The organism is Leucobacter sp. 1207-22 (assembly GCF_052850455.1).
This window is the reverse complement of sequence record NZ_VXCR01000001.1, coordinates 1-15,980: the sequence shown is the minus strand read 5'-3', so window position 1 is coordinate 15,980 and position 15,980 is coordinate 1. Positions and strand designations below refer to the sequence as shown.

Sequence of the window (15,980 nt, the reverse complement as noted above, 5' to 3'; positions counted from 1 at the left end):
GGCGCTGAGTATTTATGAGGTGCTTGAACTCAGTTCGGCAAGGATCGCTTTGGCCGCATCTCGACCAGCGCGATTCGCGCCGACGGTCGACTGCGAAGCCCCGTAGCCGATGACGAATAGGTGTGGCTCATCTAGGGAGCGCCCGCGGGAGACGCGGATCCCACCAGCACTCGTGCGTAGGCGAAGCGGGTGCAGATGTCGAATCTCGGCGTGAAATCCAGTTGCCCACAGAATGACGTCTGCTGGCTCGAAGCTGCCGTCGGGCATCCGAACACCGTTCGCCTCGATACGTTCGAACATCGGGTGCGCGTTGAGTACCCCGCGTGCCGCAGCTCGTTTTACCCACGGGGCTGCAAACATGCCGGTCACTGAAGCCACGCTCTGTGGAGGGAGACCTGCTTTCGTTCGCGCCTCGACCGCCTCCAACGATTCGATGATTTCTTGTTGCGTGAAGTGTGGCACCCACTCTGGTGCCGTGCGGGTGACCCAAAAGGTGTCGGTATAGCGGGAGATCTCCTCGAGGAGCTGCGTTGCCGAAATCCCGCCTCCAACAATCACCACACGCTTGCCGATGAACGCGTCAGCTGCGACGTAATCTCGAACGTGAAGTTGCTCACCCGTGAAGTCCTGTGCCCCGGGGTAGAAGGGAACGTACGGCCGCGACCAGGTTCCGGTCGCGTTAATGATGAAGTCAGCTGTCCAGTCGCCATTCGAGGTTGCGACGGTGAAGTGGGGCGGGGATCCGCCGACGCCGCGGTGCACCGCGAGGACTTGCACTGGGCGCTGTACGTCGAGGTCGAATCGTCGCTCGTATGCGGCAAAGTATGCGGGGAGTACTGCATTGCTGCGCGCCTCAGGGGGCGCGGGAGGGACAGGGAAACCCGGGAGTTCGTAGATATTGTTGACGGTCGACATTGTGAGTGACTCCCAGCGATGTTGCCATGCGCCGCCCGGTGTCTCATTCCCGTCGAGTACCGCAAAGGTGCGGTCAGTCACGTCGGCACGACCTTCTGGAACAAGCCCACGATGTTGCAGGTGGTAGGCGGCAGAGAGCCCTGCTTGGCCTGCTCCGATCACCAAAACGTCAACATGCGGCATGTGTACCCCCTGGAAAGTGAGAACGCCCTCGCTTGATGATCTCAGAGATCTTCAGTGAGGGCGTTCAAGCCTGAATGAAATTTCAGACGAGTCGTGTGCGCCGATTACGCAGCGCGGACCTGCTTCATAGCGGCAGTCCATGCGACGAGCTGATCGAGCATGGGGTCAACCGAAGCTGCCTGCATCTCTGTCGGCTTGAACGTGGAGAAGTTCTCGAAATCGGTGAAGAGTGAGAACATGCCCTGCTTCTGAACGTGCGCGATCTGCATCTCTGACAGGATGCCGCGAAGGTGCTCTGCTGCGCGAACACCGAATGCCGAGCCGTAGCCGACAATGCCTGCTGCCTTGTTTGCCCACTCGTGGTTGAGGTAGCTGATTGCGTTGGTCAACGCAGCGGGAACCGAGTGGTTGTACTCACCGGTAACGAAGACGTAGCCATCAAACTCTGCGATCTTCGCTGAGAATGCCTTCGTGTGTTCCTGTGAATACTGCGCGTACGCAGCGGGTGCAGCCTCGTCGAGAATGGGGAGGTTGAAGTCTGCGATGTCGACAAGCTCATACTGAGCGTCGTTGCGGAGGTTTGCGCGCTCGAGGAGCCAAGCGGCAACGTCTGCGTTTACACGGCCGGGACGGGTGGTGCCGGTGATGATGGCGATCTTGTTCAAGAACGGTCCTATTCGTTGAAGAAACTACTACTCGATGGCGCGGGGGAACATCTGTAATGCGTCACGCCAATCGGAAATCGCGGATGCCGCGACCACGGAGATAATGTTTTCACAAATATATCTTTCGCGCAAGATGTTTCCAAGTGAGCAATTCCTGTGTACGCTCTTTCCTAGATAATTGAGTGTCGCTCAGAGAGTGAACGTGGTCGGAAATCGTGAAGGGCGTGAGTTACGTGGTAGATGATGCAACCGCAGTTGAATTGTGGGGGCGAGTAATTCACGGTTTTCAGGCAACGAATCGTCGACTCCACGTAGAGATTCGACAGGACTTTGACCTCAATGAAGCTGAAGCTGAGACGCTACTTGAACTCCACCGGCAGCCAGAACATCGCGCGCGGCTGAACCTTCTCGCGAAGGGTGCTGGTTTTTCGACGGGCGGCTTCACAAAAATCGCTGACCGGCTTACGAATCGAGGACTCGCACTGCGGGCAGCATGTGATGCGGACCGTCGGGTCTCGTACCTTGGTCTGACCGAGGCTGGCCTGGAAATGGCGTCCAAACTGACGGCAGTTGTTGCTGATGCCAACCGACGGCACTTTATTGACGTGCTCGGTGAAGAGCAGGCTTGCCAGGTGGCTACTGCGATGACGCACCTGTATCGGGCGAACGCGGCCTAGCTGTGTGCTGACCTGCGTGCGCCTTTCGCGCGCAGCTTCAGTGGCGTTTGTGGCTCAGTACCCAGCTCGTGAACGCTCCCGCTGCGAGTAGCGTTGCGGCGGGCGCGCTACGAGCTGAGCTTTGAGATCTCGGAAATACTGCGCGCGATAGTCGGTTTCTCTCTTGCGTGCTTGGGCAAAGAAAACGATGAGGCAACGCGAGCTTCTGTGGGGTGTGAGCAAAAAAGAACGAGGTGTGAATTTTCGACTGATTAATCAATCGAGAATTCACACCTCGTTTACTGGGGTGGACAACGGGACTTGAACCCGCGACCACCGGCACCACAAGCCGGTGCTCTACCAACTGAGCTATGCCCACCATGCTGACCCTGTGCAGTGCACCTGGCAACCTGATAACTATAACCCACCTCGCCCTGCACTTGTCTAATTGGTTGTTGCACTCGGGAATGTCGCGCCTACATTTGCCAGCATCAGGGCGCTCTCATTGCATCTTCTCGGCGGTATGCTGGGGGAGTTGGCGAACCATATGGCGTCAAAGGGGAGCAGTGGCGCCATGGTGGCGCATTGCTTTCGGCGGTGGATTCATGCCGCCAAGACGGCACATCAGAGGAGGAGTGTTCAGTGACACGCACCATTAACCTTGCAGTGATTCCCGGTGACGGAATTGGTCAGGAAGTTACTGCGCAGGCAAACCGAGTGCTCGATGCGGTGCTCGTTGGCAGCGATGTTGCACTGAATCGCACCGAGTTTCAGCTTGGCGCAGAACGCTTCCTTGCGACTGGCGAGACGCTTCCCGCAGCTGAGCAGGCCGCGATTGCCGAGAATGACGTGATTCTGTTTGGTGCTGTTGGCGGTGCGCCTGGTGATCCGCGCCTCGCAAATGCAAACATCGAGCGCGGGCTCCTGCTAAAGCTCCGATTTGACTTTGATCACTACGCAAACGTACGCCCGTGCACGCTCTTCCCTGGCGTGGACTCCTCACTGAAGTCGCCAGGTGAAGTTGACTTCGTTGTCGTGCGAGAAGGCACCGAGGGCCCGTATGTTGGCAACGGTGGTCGTCTGCGCGAAGGAACCGTTCATGAGGTTGCAACCGAGGTGTCGGTGAACACCGCGTTTGGAGTCGAGCGAATCGTGCGTCACGCGTTCCAGGTTGCCGCTTCGCGCGAGCGCAAGAAGCTCACCTGGGTGCATAAGACGAACGTGCTTGTTCACGCGGGCGCGATTTGGCAGCGCGTTGTGAAGACGGTAGCTGCGGAATACCCAGAGATCGCCGTCGACTACATGCACGTTGACGCCGCGACAATTCACATGGTGCAGAACCCCTCGCGCTTTGACGTGATCGTGACTGATAACCTGTTCGGAGATATCCTCACAGATCTGGCCGGCGCTATCGGCGGCGGCATCGGCCTCGCAGCCAGCGGAAACATCAATCCCGATGGCACGTTCCCGAGCATGTTCGAGCCAGTCCATGGCTCTGCGCCCGACATCGCGGGCCAGCAGATCGCGGACCCCACGGCGGCCATCCTGTCCGTGGCGCTGATGCTTGATCATCTTTCGCTCGCAGACGAAGCTGCACGTGTGCGTGCTGCGGTTCGTGCAGACCTTGCAGGTCGCGGCGACGATGCTCGCTCGACCACTGACGTCGGCGACGCTGTCATCGCTCAGCTTCCTGCGCGAGCATAAACTCCTCATCAACAATTTCACCGCGCCTTGCGCGCGAGAAAGCTGACGTCATGACTGACCTCACCTTCACCCTTTCCGAGGCTGTACGCCTGCCCGCCGCTGAGCGCGAGGCAATTCTTGAGAACCCCGGCTTCGGCAATTACTTCACCGACCACATGGTCTCGATCTCGTGGAGCCGTGAAGCGGGCTGGCACGATGCTGCTGTTCTGCCCTACGGTCCGCTTGCAATTGATCCGGGTTCGTCGGTGCTGCACTACGGCCAGGAGATCTTTGAAGGACTCAAGGCGTACCGTCGCCCCGATGGTTCGATCGTGAGCTTCCGACCGATCGAGAACGCACGTCGCTTGAACGAGTCTGCTGCTCGTCTTGCGTTGCCTGAGCTCCCGGAAGAACTCTTCGTTGAAGCATGTCGCCAGCTTGTGCAGATTGATGCCGACTGGGTTCCTGCCGGTGAGGATCAGAGCCTCTACCTCCGCCCGTTCATGATTGCTGACGAGAGCTTCCTCGGCGTTCGTGCGGCTGAGAAGGCGCGCTTCCTCGTGATTGCATGCCCCTCTGGCGCATACTTCACTGGTGGTGTGAAGCCGGTGTCGATTTGGCTCTCACAGGGTCTCTCGCGCGCAGGCGATGGTGGAACCGGCGCTGCAAAGTGCGGCGGCAACTACGCGGCATCGCTGCTTCCGCAGCAGGTTGCAGCTGAGAACGGCTGCCAGCAGGTGCTCTTCACCGACGCCCAGGAGGAGGGCCGCATCGATGAGCTCGGTGGCATGAACCTCTTCCTCGTGCGCGCTGACGGCACGTTGCTCACTCCTGAGCTCAATGGCAACATTCTGCCTGGCATTACTCGCCGGAGTCTCATCGAGCTCGCTGAAGCGCGCGGTCACAAGGTTGAGGAACGTGCGGTCACCGTTGCGGAGTGGCGCGCAGGCGTTGCTGACGGCAGTATCGTCGAGGCGTTCGCCTGCGGCACCGCCGCTGTCATCACGCCTATTGGCAAGCTCAAAGCCCCTGAGTTCGAAATCGACTTTGGTGAGAACGCTCCTGGCACACTTACCATGTCGCTTCGTGAGGAACTCACGGGCATCCAAACTGGTGTCGTCGCAGATAGCCATAACTGGTTGACTGAGTTCGTTCCTGCACCATAAATTCACAGCATCGGAGAGGTGGATCGCATGAAGGTCGCACGCTATGAGTACGAAGGAGAGATCTCCTTTGGCATCCTCGACCAGGCAGAGTCTGGCGACGGCATAGAGATCGTTGAGCTGTCCTCCGATCCGATGATGGCTGAATATGACACGACCGGACGGCGCATCCCGTTCGCTGACGTGCGCCTGTTGGCCCCCGTGATTCCGCGCTCGAAGATTGTGTGCGTTGGCAAGAACTATGCCGACCACGTTGCTGAGATGGCGGAACTCACGGGGCCAGCTCCCACGCCCGACGCTCCCTTGCTGTTCCTGAAGCCGAACACCTCGATCATTGGCCCTGGCGATCCGATCTTGCTTCCCTCTGTCTCGAACCGTGTTGAACACGAGGGTGAACTCGCAATCATTATCGGCGCGGTCGCGAAGAACGTCACTGAAGACGAAGCGCTGTCGGTGGTGTTTGGGTTCACTTGCGCGAACGATGTCACCGCGCGTGACATTCAGATCGCTGATGGCCAGTGGATGCGCGGCAAGAGCTTCGACACGTTCTGCCCGATTGGTCCGATTGTTGAAACCGATCCTGACCTTGCAGATGCGCTGATCACCACCCGAGTGAATGGTGAACTGCGACAGGAGGGCCGTACTTCCGAGCTGATCTTTGGGTTGGCGCGGATCGTGTCATATGCGTCGCAGGCGTTTACGCTCTTGCCTGGCGATGTCATCTTGACCGGCACTCCGGCAGGTGTTGGTCCGATCGTGGCTGGCGACACTGTCGAAGTACACATTGATGGAATCGGAACCCTGCGAAACCCCGTACGCGCCGCGTAACTTGCCAGCCGTTTCGACGCTCCCAACTTGAGATGCGACAATAGACGGTAATGGATCCCAACAAGCTCAATCACGGCAAGGCTGCGGAAGAACCGAAGTTCACGAAGACCCGCCCTCGTTCCGGCGACTCGGAGCCGCGCGCCCAGGTTCGCCCGAAGACTGAGGGCTGGAAGCAGCTCACCTCGGCCGACGGCCGCCCGACCCTGCAGTTCGCTTCGCCCCGCGTGAAGCAGCCTGACACGCACCTCGCAGACATGACCCTCGCCGAGCGCGAGGCGAAGATTGTCGAGCTTGGCCTCCCCAAGTTCCGTGCGAAGCAGATCTCGAAGCACTACTTCGAGCACCACACGACCGATCCCGAGCAGATGACTGATTTGCCAAAGGACCGTCGTGACGAGGTTGCTGCAGCATTCTTCCCGCCGCTGCTCACTGAGGTGAAGCGCCTCGTGACCGATGACGGTGACACGATCAAGTTCCTGTGGCGACTGTTTGACGGCGCGCTCGTCGAGTCGGTGCTTATGCGTTACCCGGGCCGCATTACCCTGTGCGTGTCGAGCCAGTGTGGCTGCGGCATGAATTGCCCGTTCTGCGCGACTGGCCAGGCTGGCCTCACCCGCAACATGTCGACTGCGGAGATTCTTGACCAGGTGGTGCAAGCGAACCGGGTCATCGCCGAGGGTGGCCTCGGCCGTAAGCGTCGTGCCGGGAACGGTGCTGAAGCTGAACGCGTCAACAACATCGTGTTCATGGGCATGGGGGAGCCGCTCGCTAACTACAAGCGCGTCATGAATGCCGTGCACCGCATGGTTGCCCCGTCTCCCGAGGGACTCGGCATGAGCGCGCGTGGCATCACGGTTTCTACGGTTGGCCTCGCACCAGCGATCCGTAAGCTCGCCGACGAAGACCTCGCGATCACGTTTGCGCTCTCGCTCCACGCTCCTGACGACCAGCTCCGTGATGACCTGATCCCCGTGAATAGCCGGTGGAAGGTCGATGAGGTGCTCGATGCTGCGTACTACTACTACGAGAAGACAGGTCGTCGCGTTTCGATTGAGTACGCACTCATCAAAGACATGAACGATCACGCCTGGCGAGCAGATTTGCTTGCTGAGCGTCTGAACCAGCGCGGTCGCGGCTGGGTGCATGTGAACCCGATTCCACTCAACCCGACGCCCGGCTCGATTTGGACCTCTTCAACGAAGGCCGTCACACGTGAGTTTGTTGATCGCTTGAACGCTGCAGGTGTTCCAACGACGCTCCGCGATACTCGCGGTAAAGAGATCGACGGCGCCTGTGGTCAGCTCGTTGCGACTGAGCAGGACAAAGCGGAAGCGGCTGCGGCCGTAGCTGGTGACGTGATCGAAGCTCCTTCGGTGAACTAATCGCGCAGCGCTTTCGCAAGCATTGAAACGTCCGCATCGGAGTTCCAGACATGGAACGCGATGCGGGCGTTTCCTGCTCTTCCAGAGGCAGTAATGCCTGCAGCCTGCAGGCGGGCAAGGTCGGTGCCGTCTGGATCCGCCCACGTGACGATCGCTGAGTTGCCTGCGGGCATCCCAAGTACGGCACGAGCGCTATTGGCGAGCTGCAACACGTGGGCGTGGATCGCGACTGCGTCATGGGTAGCAAAGTATTCGAGCGCTCGTTCGGTTCCGGTCACCGCAGGCCAGACGGGGGAGAGGTCGAAACGCCTGGCGGTGTCTGCGAGGGGAGTGTGCCCGGCGTAGGTTGCGGTCCAGGGGTCTGCTGACGAACACCAGCCCGCGGCGAGCGGGATTGCTCGGGTAATGAGCTCAGGGCGCATGGTGAGAAACGCGGTGCCGCGTGGTGCGCACAACCACTTGTATGCGTGGCAGACGGTGAAATCAAACCTCTCGGCACCAATCGGGAGCCAACCGAGAGACTGTGTGAGATCCACGCAGGTCAAGACGTCATGTCGAGCTGCCGCTGCGGAGATGGCTTTGTGATCCGCAAGTTCGCCGGTTGCTGACTGGACGAGCGAGAACGCAACGAGCGCGGTTTCTGGTCGAATGGCTTCCGCGAGTTCCGAAAGTGGCACGTACCGAACGGTGATTCCGCGGTCTTTGAGCTGTTCGAACGGGTGCGTCAGCGAAGAAAAATCGCCAGCTGCGCACAGCACCTCGGTGCCGTCGGGTACGGCGGTCGCGATGATAGAAACGAGTTGTGAGGTCTGCGCGCCGATCGCAACCTGGTCGGGAGCAACCTTGGCAATGCGTGCAAACAGCGCTCGGCTACGTTCAAGACTGTTGCCAAGTTCGACCGCATCAAGGCATCCGTGTGACCAATCATCAACGAACTCCCGCATGGCCGCAGCGGTCGCGTGAGTGGGCACGCCGACCGTGCACGCGGAAAGATACCCGGGGGTTGCGTCAAAATCAGCGGTGAATGCGGTGCTCATATTGTCACTGTAGGGCGGCCCGCAAGATAAGAAAACCGAATAGTTCTTATGAAACAGTTCCATTGTGGTTATGATGTCCGTGTGAACACACAGCGCCCCCTTGGTGACCCCCTCGGCACGATCGACTCGACGGAACTGCGCATCCTGCATACGCTCGCGGTGACGGGTTCGTTGACGTCAACTGCTGGCGTACTCGGGCTGAGCCAGCCAGCGATTAGTCAGCGCATCAAGCGTGTGGAGACGCGCCTTGCAGTCCCGCTGATTGAACGATCGGGACGCGGCATTCGCCTGACGAACGCGGGGCAGATTCTCGCGGATCATGGCCGCACCGTCGTTGCGGAAATCGACGCAGCACTTGCAGCGATCGATGACTTGCGTGGCGAGCGCGCGGGGACACTGCGCCTGGTGGGCTTCCCGTCGTCTTCGGCAACCATCGTCCCAGAGCTCATGCGCAGGCTCGCGGTCGAGGCACCAGATGTTTCGTTGCAGTATCGCGAAGCTGAGCCGCCAGAAGCCGCGGCAATGTTGCGCGATGGCGAGGTGGACTGTGCGCTCATCTTCGACTATGAGGGTGCAGTCGGTTTGCCGGCAGGAAGTGCGTTCCTGCCAATGTGGCGGGAGAACGTGTACCTCGTCGTGTCTGACCGCCACGACGTGCCCGAGAGCGGACAAGCTGACCTCGGCGACTACGCGACTGAGCACTGGATCGCAGGCTGTGAGAAGTGTCGTGGGCACCTGCTTGCAGCCGCAGCGGATCACGGCTTTGAGCCTGACATTATTCAAGAAACCGATAACGTCCCGGCAATGCTCGCGATGGCGGCGGCAGGCGGTGCAGTGGTGCTCGTCGCAGGCCTCGCGCTCGCAGCAGCACCCTCTCTGCCTGATGGTGCGGTCGCGCTAACCCTTGATCCGCCGCGGTATCGCCGCATTGGACTGGTGTCGATGGCGACTGCGAACGAAAGCCCGCAGGTACGTCTCGCGAAGCGACTGCTTGCGCAGGTTGATGGGGAACCCTGGGGGATCGTTCCGGTGAGTGGGGACGTGCAGTGACCCACGTAATTCAACGGCGTACGGTTGCAGTTCTTGCTGCAGCAACGGTACTCGGCGGTCTCGGCGTTGGTGCTTCCATTTCGGCTGGCTCGCTACTCATCGCGGAAATCACCGGGAATCCGGCGCTCTCTGGATTTGGCGCCACCCTAAGCACTGCCGGGGCCGCGGCGGCTGGAATTCCGCTTGCACGACTCGCAATGCGCAAGGGGCGGCGGATCGCCCTTTCCCTAGGAAACTTCATTGCGTTCAGCGGAGCGCTGCTCGTCATCCTCGCTGCAGCGCTGCCCCTCTCATGGCTGTTGTTTCTTGGGCTCGGCATGCTCGGTGTCGGGTCAGCAGTGCAGCTGCAATCTCGGTTTGCTGCAGCGGACCTTGCAGTGCCGCAGACGCGCGCGCGTGATCTTTCGCTCGTCGTGTGGTCGATCACGGTTGGCGCCGTGACTGGGCCGAACCTGCTGTCGCCCGGTGCTCGGCTTGGTGAACAACTGGGGCTTCCCGGGCTGGGCGGCGTGTTTGTGTTTACTGCGGTTGCCCAGCTGTTGGCTGGACTCGTGGTGTGGTTCGCACTGCGTCCAGATCCGCTGCTCACGGCCCAGGAAGCCGCACGAGATCGCGCGAACGCAGCGACCAGTGGCTCCGCCCGTGCGGCAGATGCGGCGTCGAGCCCGGCGGAGAAGCGCGCTGCTACGATCCGCCAATATGCGGTGATTGTTGCGATCGCCATGGGGCACGCAATCATGGTTGGGCTCATGGCAATGACGCCGTTGCACCTGCATGAGCACGGAGCTTCAGTGACCTTTATTGGCTTCACGATTAGCCTTCATGTTGCAGGAATGTATGCGTTGTCGCCGCTTGCAGGAATGCTTGCAGGCAAAATTGGATCGCGCGCAGTCATGATGATCGGCTTCGTCATACTCGCGATTTCGGCAGTGGGCACAGCGACTGCGGGTGCAAACGGAACGCTCATTCAGATCTCGTTGACGCTTGTCGGGCTCGGTTGGTGCGCAGTGACGGTTGCCGGTGCGGCGTTGCTCACAGAACTGACGCCTGACTCGGTGCGCCCACGACGCCAGGGGCAGTCCGACACGGTGATGAACATCGCTGGTGCGGCCTTTGGTGCGGTGGCGGGTGTGTTCTTCACTGCTGGTGGATTCCCGCTGTTGTCAGTCATTGCCGGAGCACTGTTGGTGATTGGTGTAATCGCGACAATCCGGACACGCGTGCCGCACGAGATCGTAGGTGAAGACCGCGCGCCAATGGAATAACGACCCCATCTTGCCAAACAGGTCTAGAATGAAGGTGATGTCTCACAGCGATGCACCCCAGTTCTCGCAGGCCACCGGCACTGATGTCCGCGTGCGCTTCTGCCCATCTCCGACCGGAACGCCGCACGTCGGCATGGTCCGCACTGCCCTGTTCAATTGGGCATATGCGCGTCACACCGGCGGCAAGTTTGTCTTCCGAATTGAAGACACCGACGCAGCTCGCGATAGCGAAGAAAGCTACGCGCAGATTCTTGACTCCCTTCGTTGGCTTGGCCTCGACTGGGATGAGGGAATCGATGCAGGCGGTGAGCACGGTCCATACCGTCAGTCGCAGCGCGGTGAGATCTACCAGGGCATCATTGAGAAGCTTCGTGCGGGTGGCTACCTGTATGAGAGCTACTCGACCGCTGAAGAGATCGATGCACGTAACGAGGCGGCTGGTCGCCCGAAGCAGCTCGGCTATGACAACTACGATCGTGATCTGACGGACGAGCAGGTTGCTGCGTTCCGCGCAGAAGGTCGTCAGCCTGCACTGCGCTTCCGCGTGCCCGACACTGACCTGTCATTTGATGATCTCGTCCGTGGCGAAGTAACGTTCCCAGCGGGATCCACCATCGACTTCGTGGTGGTTCGGCCCAACGGTGCTCCGCTGTACACGCTCGTGAACCCCGTCGATGATGCGCTCATGGGGATTACCCACGTGCTTCGCGGCGAAGACTTGCTTTCCTCGACCCCGCGCCAGATTGCTCTGCACAGTGCGTTGGTTGAGCTGGGACTCGAGCCTGCAATCCCGCGCTTTGGTCACCTGCCCTACGTCATGGGTGAGGGCAACAAGAAGCTGTCAAAGCGTGACCCAGAGTCGAACCTGCTGCTTCATCGCGAGCGCGGCTTCATTCCCGAGGGCCTGATTAATTACCTGTCCCTCCTGGGTTGGTCGTTCTCTGCAGATCGCGACGTCTTCACGCGTGAGGAGATGGTCGAAGCATTCGACATCGTCAACGTGAACCCGAACCCGGCTCGCTTCGATCAGAAGAAGGCAGACTCGATTAACGCAGACCACATCCGTCTGCTGACCGAAGATGATTTCTTTGAGCGCATCGTGCCGTACCTCATTGCAGGTGGAGCCCTTCCCGTCGAGCCGAGTGATGCAAAGCTTGAGACTGTTCGACGCGCGGTCCCACTGGTGCAAAGCCGAATCGTCGTGCTGTCTGAGGTCGTCGGAATGCTCGGTTTCCTTTTCACAACCGCGGCGCAGTTGCAGTACGAAGAGGACGGCCTGAAGTCGCTCCGCGCAGACTCGCCCCAGGCGCTGACTGCGGGCTCGGCAGCACTTTCAGCGATTGCTGAAGCAGACTGGAACACTGAAAACATTCAGAACGCTTTGCAAGACGCGTTGACCGACCCTGAGAAGGGACTCGGCCTAAAGCCCCGCGTCGCATTTGGCGCGCTTCGTGTTGCCGCGTCGGGACGTCGCGTATCGCCACCGCTCTTTGAATCCTTCGAGCTGCTCGGCAAGGAAGAGACGCTTGCCCGTCTCCAGCGCCTGCTCGACCATCTCGCACAGAACGCAGAAACCAAGGAGTAACGCATGGCTGGGGTCGTCGAACCCGCACCGCAGCTCGATGATTCAGTGCCGTTTGGCGTTGTGATTATCGGCGGCGGACCCGCCGGACTATCTGCAGGCCTGCAGCTTGTCCGCGCGAACCGTCGCATTGCGATCATCGATAGTAACCGACCCCGCCATGCAGCAACGCTGCAGTCGCATGGGTTCCTCACCCGAGACGGCGCATCTCCGCTCGATTTGCGTCGTCTCGGTCGAGAAGAATTCGAGGCATATCCGACTGCACGTTTCGCTCAGGCCGTGACGAACTCGGTAGAACGCTTGAGTGAAGCGGAAGCGCTTGCTGTCGGGTTCCCCGATGGCATTGGCTTCCGTGTCACAGCGAAGGGCGTACGCGGCGCGGCCGATGTTGAGTTCGTTACTCGTCGCGTGCTTGTCACTGCTGGACTCACAGAAGAACTCCCACAGTTCCCGATGGTGCGTGCGTACTACGGCACTGCGCTGCACTCATGCGTTGAATGTGACGGCTTTGAAAAGTCTGATCGCCCGCTCGTCCTCATTGGCGAAACGAGCGATCTGTTCGCTCGAGCATTGCTCATCAGTCGCTTCAGCTCGGATCTCATCGTCTTCACGAATGGCGCTGACACGATCCGCCCGGAACAAGAAGCACAGCTTGCTGCGATTGGCATCCGTGTTGAACGTCGTGAAATTGAAGACATCGTTGGCGAGAAAGCTGACATGACTGGAGTGCGCCTGGTCGATGGTGAGGTGATTCCACGCGTTGGAGGCTTCCTCCGTCCCCGCTGGCATGCGCCAATTGAGTTCCTGGGTGATCTGAACGTCGATCGTGACGACTGGGGACTCGTGCAGGTCAACGAGCGCGGCGAGACATCGCAGCGTGGTGTATTTGCAGCGGGCGACATCGTTCCGCCTGGGCCGCAACAGCTCATTATTGCTGCGGGCAATGGGGCGCGAGTCGCTGCGAAACTGAACATGGACATGATCAGAGGCGCTCTCGGCGTGGGTGTGATTGATGAGTGATCTGGACGTGACTGTGGCAACCGAAGAAACGCAAGACAAGTATGTGACGCCTGGTGCGCGTGCAGCTGCTGCCGGAGCTCGATACGCCACCATTTCGGCTGCGTTCGTCGGAATCTTGCTCATTTCAAATGTTGTTGCTGTCAAACCGATTACCTTTGGTTCGATCACTCTTGGCGCGTTTTCGCTTCCAATGATCTTCGACGGTGGAGTGTTCCTCTTTCCGCTCGCCTACATTCTCGGTGACGTGCTTGCCGAAGTGTATGGGTTGAAGGCTGCACGACGCGCAATTTTCACTGCGTTCGCACTTGCAGCACTTGCGTCGCTCACAATCTTGATCGTGCAGATTTCACCACCGGCTGACGGTTGGGGAAATCAAGAGGCGTTTGCAGCCGTGCTCGGTTTTGTTCCTCGAATCGTGGCAGCAAGCCTCGCGGCATTCTTGATCGGCCAGCTACTCAACGCCTGGGTGCTCGACAAGATGCGAAAGCGCACGGCAGGTCGATACTTGCGCACGCGCCTCATCGTTTCGACGATGGCTGGTCAGCTACTCGACACACTGGTGTTCTGCACTATCGCTTTCGCCGGGATCATCACTGGCGTCGACTTTGTCATGTACGTGGTGCTTGGTTATGTGGTGAAGGTGCTCGCTGAGATCGTGCTGTTGCCTCTCACCACCCGGGTTATTAGTTCGGTGCGACGAGCAGAGACGGCGTAATTGCTATAGACAGGTGCCGCTCTGCAACGCATCAGGTTCTGCACATGAGGGGCTGGTGAGTCTGAAACTTCGGACTCACCAGCCCCTCATGTGCGTTCAGCCGATGTGAGCTACCGCGTTAGTCCTGCTTGGACTGTTTCGGGTACAGGCGACCGAGCGTCTCGTCACGGAACTCAGCGAATGTCCCGTCGATCATCGAGGCTCGGATCTGATCAACCAAGCGAACGATGAACCGCTCGTTGTGAATCGTTGCAAGGGTTGACGACACCATTTCTTTTGCTTTGAAAAGGTGATGGAGGTATGCGCCTGTGTAGTTCTCACAGGTGTAGCAGTCGCAATCATCATCGATCGGGCCAAAGTTGCGACGCTGCTTTGCTGCCTTGGCGTTGATTCGACCTTGACTGGAATACATCGTGCCGCCGCGTGCCTGGCGTGAGGGAGCGACACAGTCGAAGGTGTCTGCGCCCGCAGCGACGGCCGCAAAGAGGTCATCGGGTTCGGAGATGCCGAGCAAATGGCGAGGTTTGTTCTCTGGCAACTCATCGGTGACCCAGCCACAGATCTCGCCGAGCTGGCTCTTCTCGATCGCGCCGCCGATGCCGAACCCATCGAAGGTCTGGCCCTCGGCGTCAGCACCATGCATCTCAGCGAGTCCGCGGGCGGCCTTTCGCCGGAGGTCCTCGTACTGTGCGCCCTGTACGACGCCAAAAAGTGCCTGATATGGCCGATGCGTACGTTCAGCTGTCTGGCGGGCATGCTCGTCGAGGCATCTCACGGCCCAGCGTGCGGTGCGGTTCACTGAGTCTTCTTGATATGCCCGAGTGTTCATGAGCGTCGTGAGCTCATCGAACGCGAACATAATGTCTGCGCCGAGCTGATGCTGAATCTGCATGGAGATCTCAGGCGTAAACCTGTGACGGTCGCCGTTAATGAACGACTTGAAGGTCACGCCGTCCTCATCAACGTGAGCGAGACGCTCTTTGTTCTTCGCGATCACTGCATCTGACTCGTGGAGATCCTCGGTCATCGAAATAACCTTCTTGAAGCCAACGCCGAGTGACATCACCTGGAAACCACCAGAATCAGTGAATGTCGGACCGTCCCAGTTCATGAACTTGCCAAGACCGCCGGCGGCGTCAACGATGTCACTGCCAGGCTGCAAAAAGAGATGATAGGCATTTGACAGCACGGCCTGTCCACCAAGTTCGCGCACGGTTGCAGGAAGCAGTGACTTTACCGTCGCTTTAGTGCCAACCGGGATAAACGCTGGCGTTTGAATCTCACCGTGTGGAGTGCGGATCGTTCCCGTGCGCCCAAGCGGACGTCCATCAGAACCATGCTCTCCGTCTTGCTCAAGACGATGCTCGACAGTAAAGCCAAAGTCTGCGGGCGACGGGGGAGGGTTGAGCGGCGCATTGGCCAGGGCTGAGTTGTTCACGGATCCATCTAAGCAGCTTCAACTGCACGTCGTGCAATGCCCTGATCGCCCTACCGCTCGTGGACGGAGGTGTGTGGTCCTGCATGTATTGAGGTTGAAGTGCTTGAGATGGGGTGTTTCCTGCGAAAGTGGGTCTTTCTTGCGCAAGTAAGGGGTGTTTTGGTGGGGAAGCCCTGGTTTCGAGGGTGTGAGGGGCGTGGTGGGCTCGATGGGTTGAGGGGGGTGGGTACAGGGTGGCCTGGTGTTGGGTGACACGGGCGTTCTTTCAGACACGCCCGTGTTTCTGTTCTGGTTTGCGTTCGGTCTGGGTTGGGCGTAATGTAATCCCTTGTCGCCGCAACGCAGCCGGGCAGCAAAGCTGGCCTGGTTGATTTGGTTTGCGGTTTCACCGGAACGTT

At 59.4% G+C, this 15,980-nt stretch carries 14 protein-coding genes and 1 tRNA gene; 10 read left to right on the top strand and 5 right to left on the bottom strand.

Going from position 1 to position 15,980, the window contains the following annotated elements; all coding sequences use genetic code 11:
* Positions 1–12: 12 nt before the first annotated feature.
* Entirely contained in the window at positions 13–1,098 is a 1,086-nt protein-coding gene (locus FW756_RS00075; RefSeq protein WP_446428146.1) for an NAD(P)-binding domain-containing protein, read from the bottom strand.
* Between the two features lie 104 nt (positions 1,099–1,202).
* Positions 1,203–1,763, bottom strand: coding sequence for an NADPH-dependent FMN reductase (locus tag FW756_RS00070; protein ID WP_446428145.1), 561 nt, complete (start codon positions 1,761–1,763; stop codon positions 1,203–1,205).
* A gap of 224 nt (positions 1,764–1,987) precedes the next feature.
* Here FW756_RS00070 and FW756_RS00065 point away from each other — a divergent pair, with 224 nt between their 5' ends.
* On the top strand, positions 1,988–2,440 hold the full coding sequence (locus FW756_RS00065; protein ID WP_446428144.1) for a MarR family winged helix-turn-helix transcriptional regulator: 453 nt from the start codon (positions 1,988–1,990) through the stop codon (positions 2,438–2,440).
* 282 nt (positions 2,441–2,722) lie between these two features.
* Here the strand turns inward: FW756_RS00065 and FW756_RS00060 are convergent.
* Positions 2,723–2,798 (bottom strand) — tRNA-His (locus FW756_RS00060).
* A gap of 263 nt (positions 2,799–3,061) precedes the next feature.
* On the opposite strand from FW756_RS00060, the gene FW756_RS00055 reads away from it, so the two are divergent.
* Genes FW756_RS00055 through rlmN form a run of 4 tightly spaced genes read left to right on the top strand, consistent with a single transcriptional unit; the run spans position 3,062 to position 7,475 of the window.
* Positions 3,062–4,123, top strand: coding sequence for a 3-isopropylmalate dehydrogenase (locus tag FW756_RS00055; RefSeq protein WP_446428143.1), 1,062 nt, complete (start codon positions 3,062–3,064; stop codon positions 4,121–4,123).
* Between the two features lie 50 nt (positions 4,124–4,173).
* Positions 4,174–5,268 (top strand): branched-chain amino acid aminotransferase, encoded by a 1,095-nt coding sequence (locus FW756_RS00050; protein WP_446428142.1) that lies wholly within the window; start codon positions 4,174–4,176, stop codon positions 5,266–5,268.
* A 27-nt stretch (positions 5,269–5,295) separates the two neighbouring features.
* Positions 5,296–6,093, top strand: a complete 798-nt coding sequence (locus FW756_RS00045; RefSeq protein WP_446428141.1) for a fumarylacetoacetate hydrolase family protein — start codon at positions 5,296–5,298, stop codon at positions 6,091–6,093.
* 50 nt (positions 6,094–6,143) lie between these two features.
* Positions 6,144–7,475: a 23S rRNA (adenine(2503)-C(2))-methyltransferase RlmN gene (gene rlmN, locus FW756_RS00040; protein WP_446428140.1), complete on the top strand. Its 1,332-nt coding sequence runs from the start codon at positions 6,144–6,146 to the stop codon at positions 7,473–7,475.
* Here rlmN and FW756_RS00035 read toward each other — a convergent pair.
* Positions 7,472–8,512: an aminotransferase class V-fold PLP-dependent enzyme gene (locus tag FW756_RS00035; RefSeq protein WP_446428139.1), complete on the bottom strand. Its 1,041-nt coding sequence runs from the start codon at positions 8,510–8,512 to the stop codon at positions 7,472–7,474. The two genes, rlmN and FW756_RS00035, sit on opposite strands and share 4 nt — an antisense overlap.
* Positions 8,513–8,593: 81 nt before the next feature.
* On the opposite strand from FW756_RS00035, the gene FW756_RS00030 reads away from it, so the two are divergent.
* Genes FW756_RS00030 through FW756_RS00010 form a run of 5 tightly spaced genes read left to right on the top strand, consistent with a single transcriptional unit; the run spans position 8,594 to position 14,144 of the window.
* Positions 8,594–9,562 carry a LysR family transcriptional regulator gene (locus FW756_RS00030; RefSeq protein WP_446428138.1) on the top strand — a complete coding sequence of 323 codons (969 nt, stop codon included), beginning with the start codon at positions 8,594–8,596 and terminating at the stop codon, positions 9,560–9,562.
* Positions 9,559–10,827: an MFS transporter gene (locus tag FW756_RS00025; RefSeq protein ID WP_446428137.1), complete on the top strand. Its 1,269-nt coding sequence runs from the start codon at positions 9,559–9,561 to the stop codon at positions 10,825–10,827. The genes FW756_RS00030 and FW756_RS00025 overlap by 4 nt, the downstream gene beginning before the upstream one ends.
* 37 nt (positions 10,828–10,864) lie before the next feature.
* The gene (gltX, locus tag FW756_RS00020) at positions 10,865–12,412 is read left to right on the top strand and encodes a glutamate--tRNA ligase (protein WP_446428136.1); all 1,548 of its coding nucleotides are present in this window, start codon (positions 10,865–10,867) and stop codon (positions 12,410–12,412) included.
* Positions 12,413–12,415: 3 nt separating this feature from the next.
* Positions 12,416–13,429 (top strand): NAD(P)/FAD-dependent oxidoreductase, encoded by a 1,014-nt coding sequence (locus FW756_RS00015; protein ID WP_446428135.1) that lies wholly within the window; start codon positions 12,416–12,418, stop codon positions 13,427–13,429.
* Positions 13,422–14,144 carry a queuosine precursor transporter gene (locus FW756_RS00010; RefSeq protein ID WP_446428134.1) on the top strand — a complete coding sequence of 241 codons (723 nt, stop codon included), beginning with the start codon at positions 13,422–13,424 and terminating at the stop codon, positions 14,142–14,144. Before FW756_RS00015 ends, FW756_RS00010 begins: the two co-directional genes overlap by 8 nt.
* 118 nt (positions 14,145–14,262) lie before the next feature.
* Here the strand turns inward: FW756_RS00010 and tgt are convergent, their stop codons facing one another.
* Positions 14,263–15,582: a tRNA guanosine(34) transglycosylase Tgt gene (gene tgt, locus FW756_RS00005; protein WP_446428133.1), complete on the bottom strand. Its 1,320-nt coding sequence runs from the start codon at positions 15,580–15,582 to the stop codon at positions 14,263–14,265.
* Positions 15,583–15,980 lie beyond the last annotated feature (398 nt).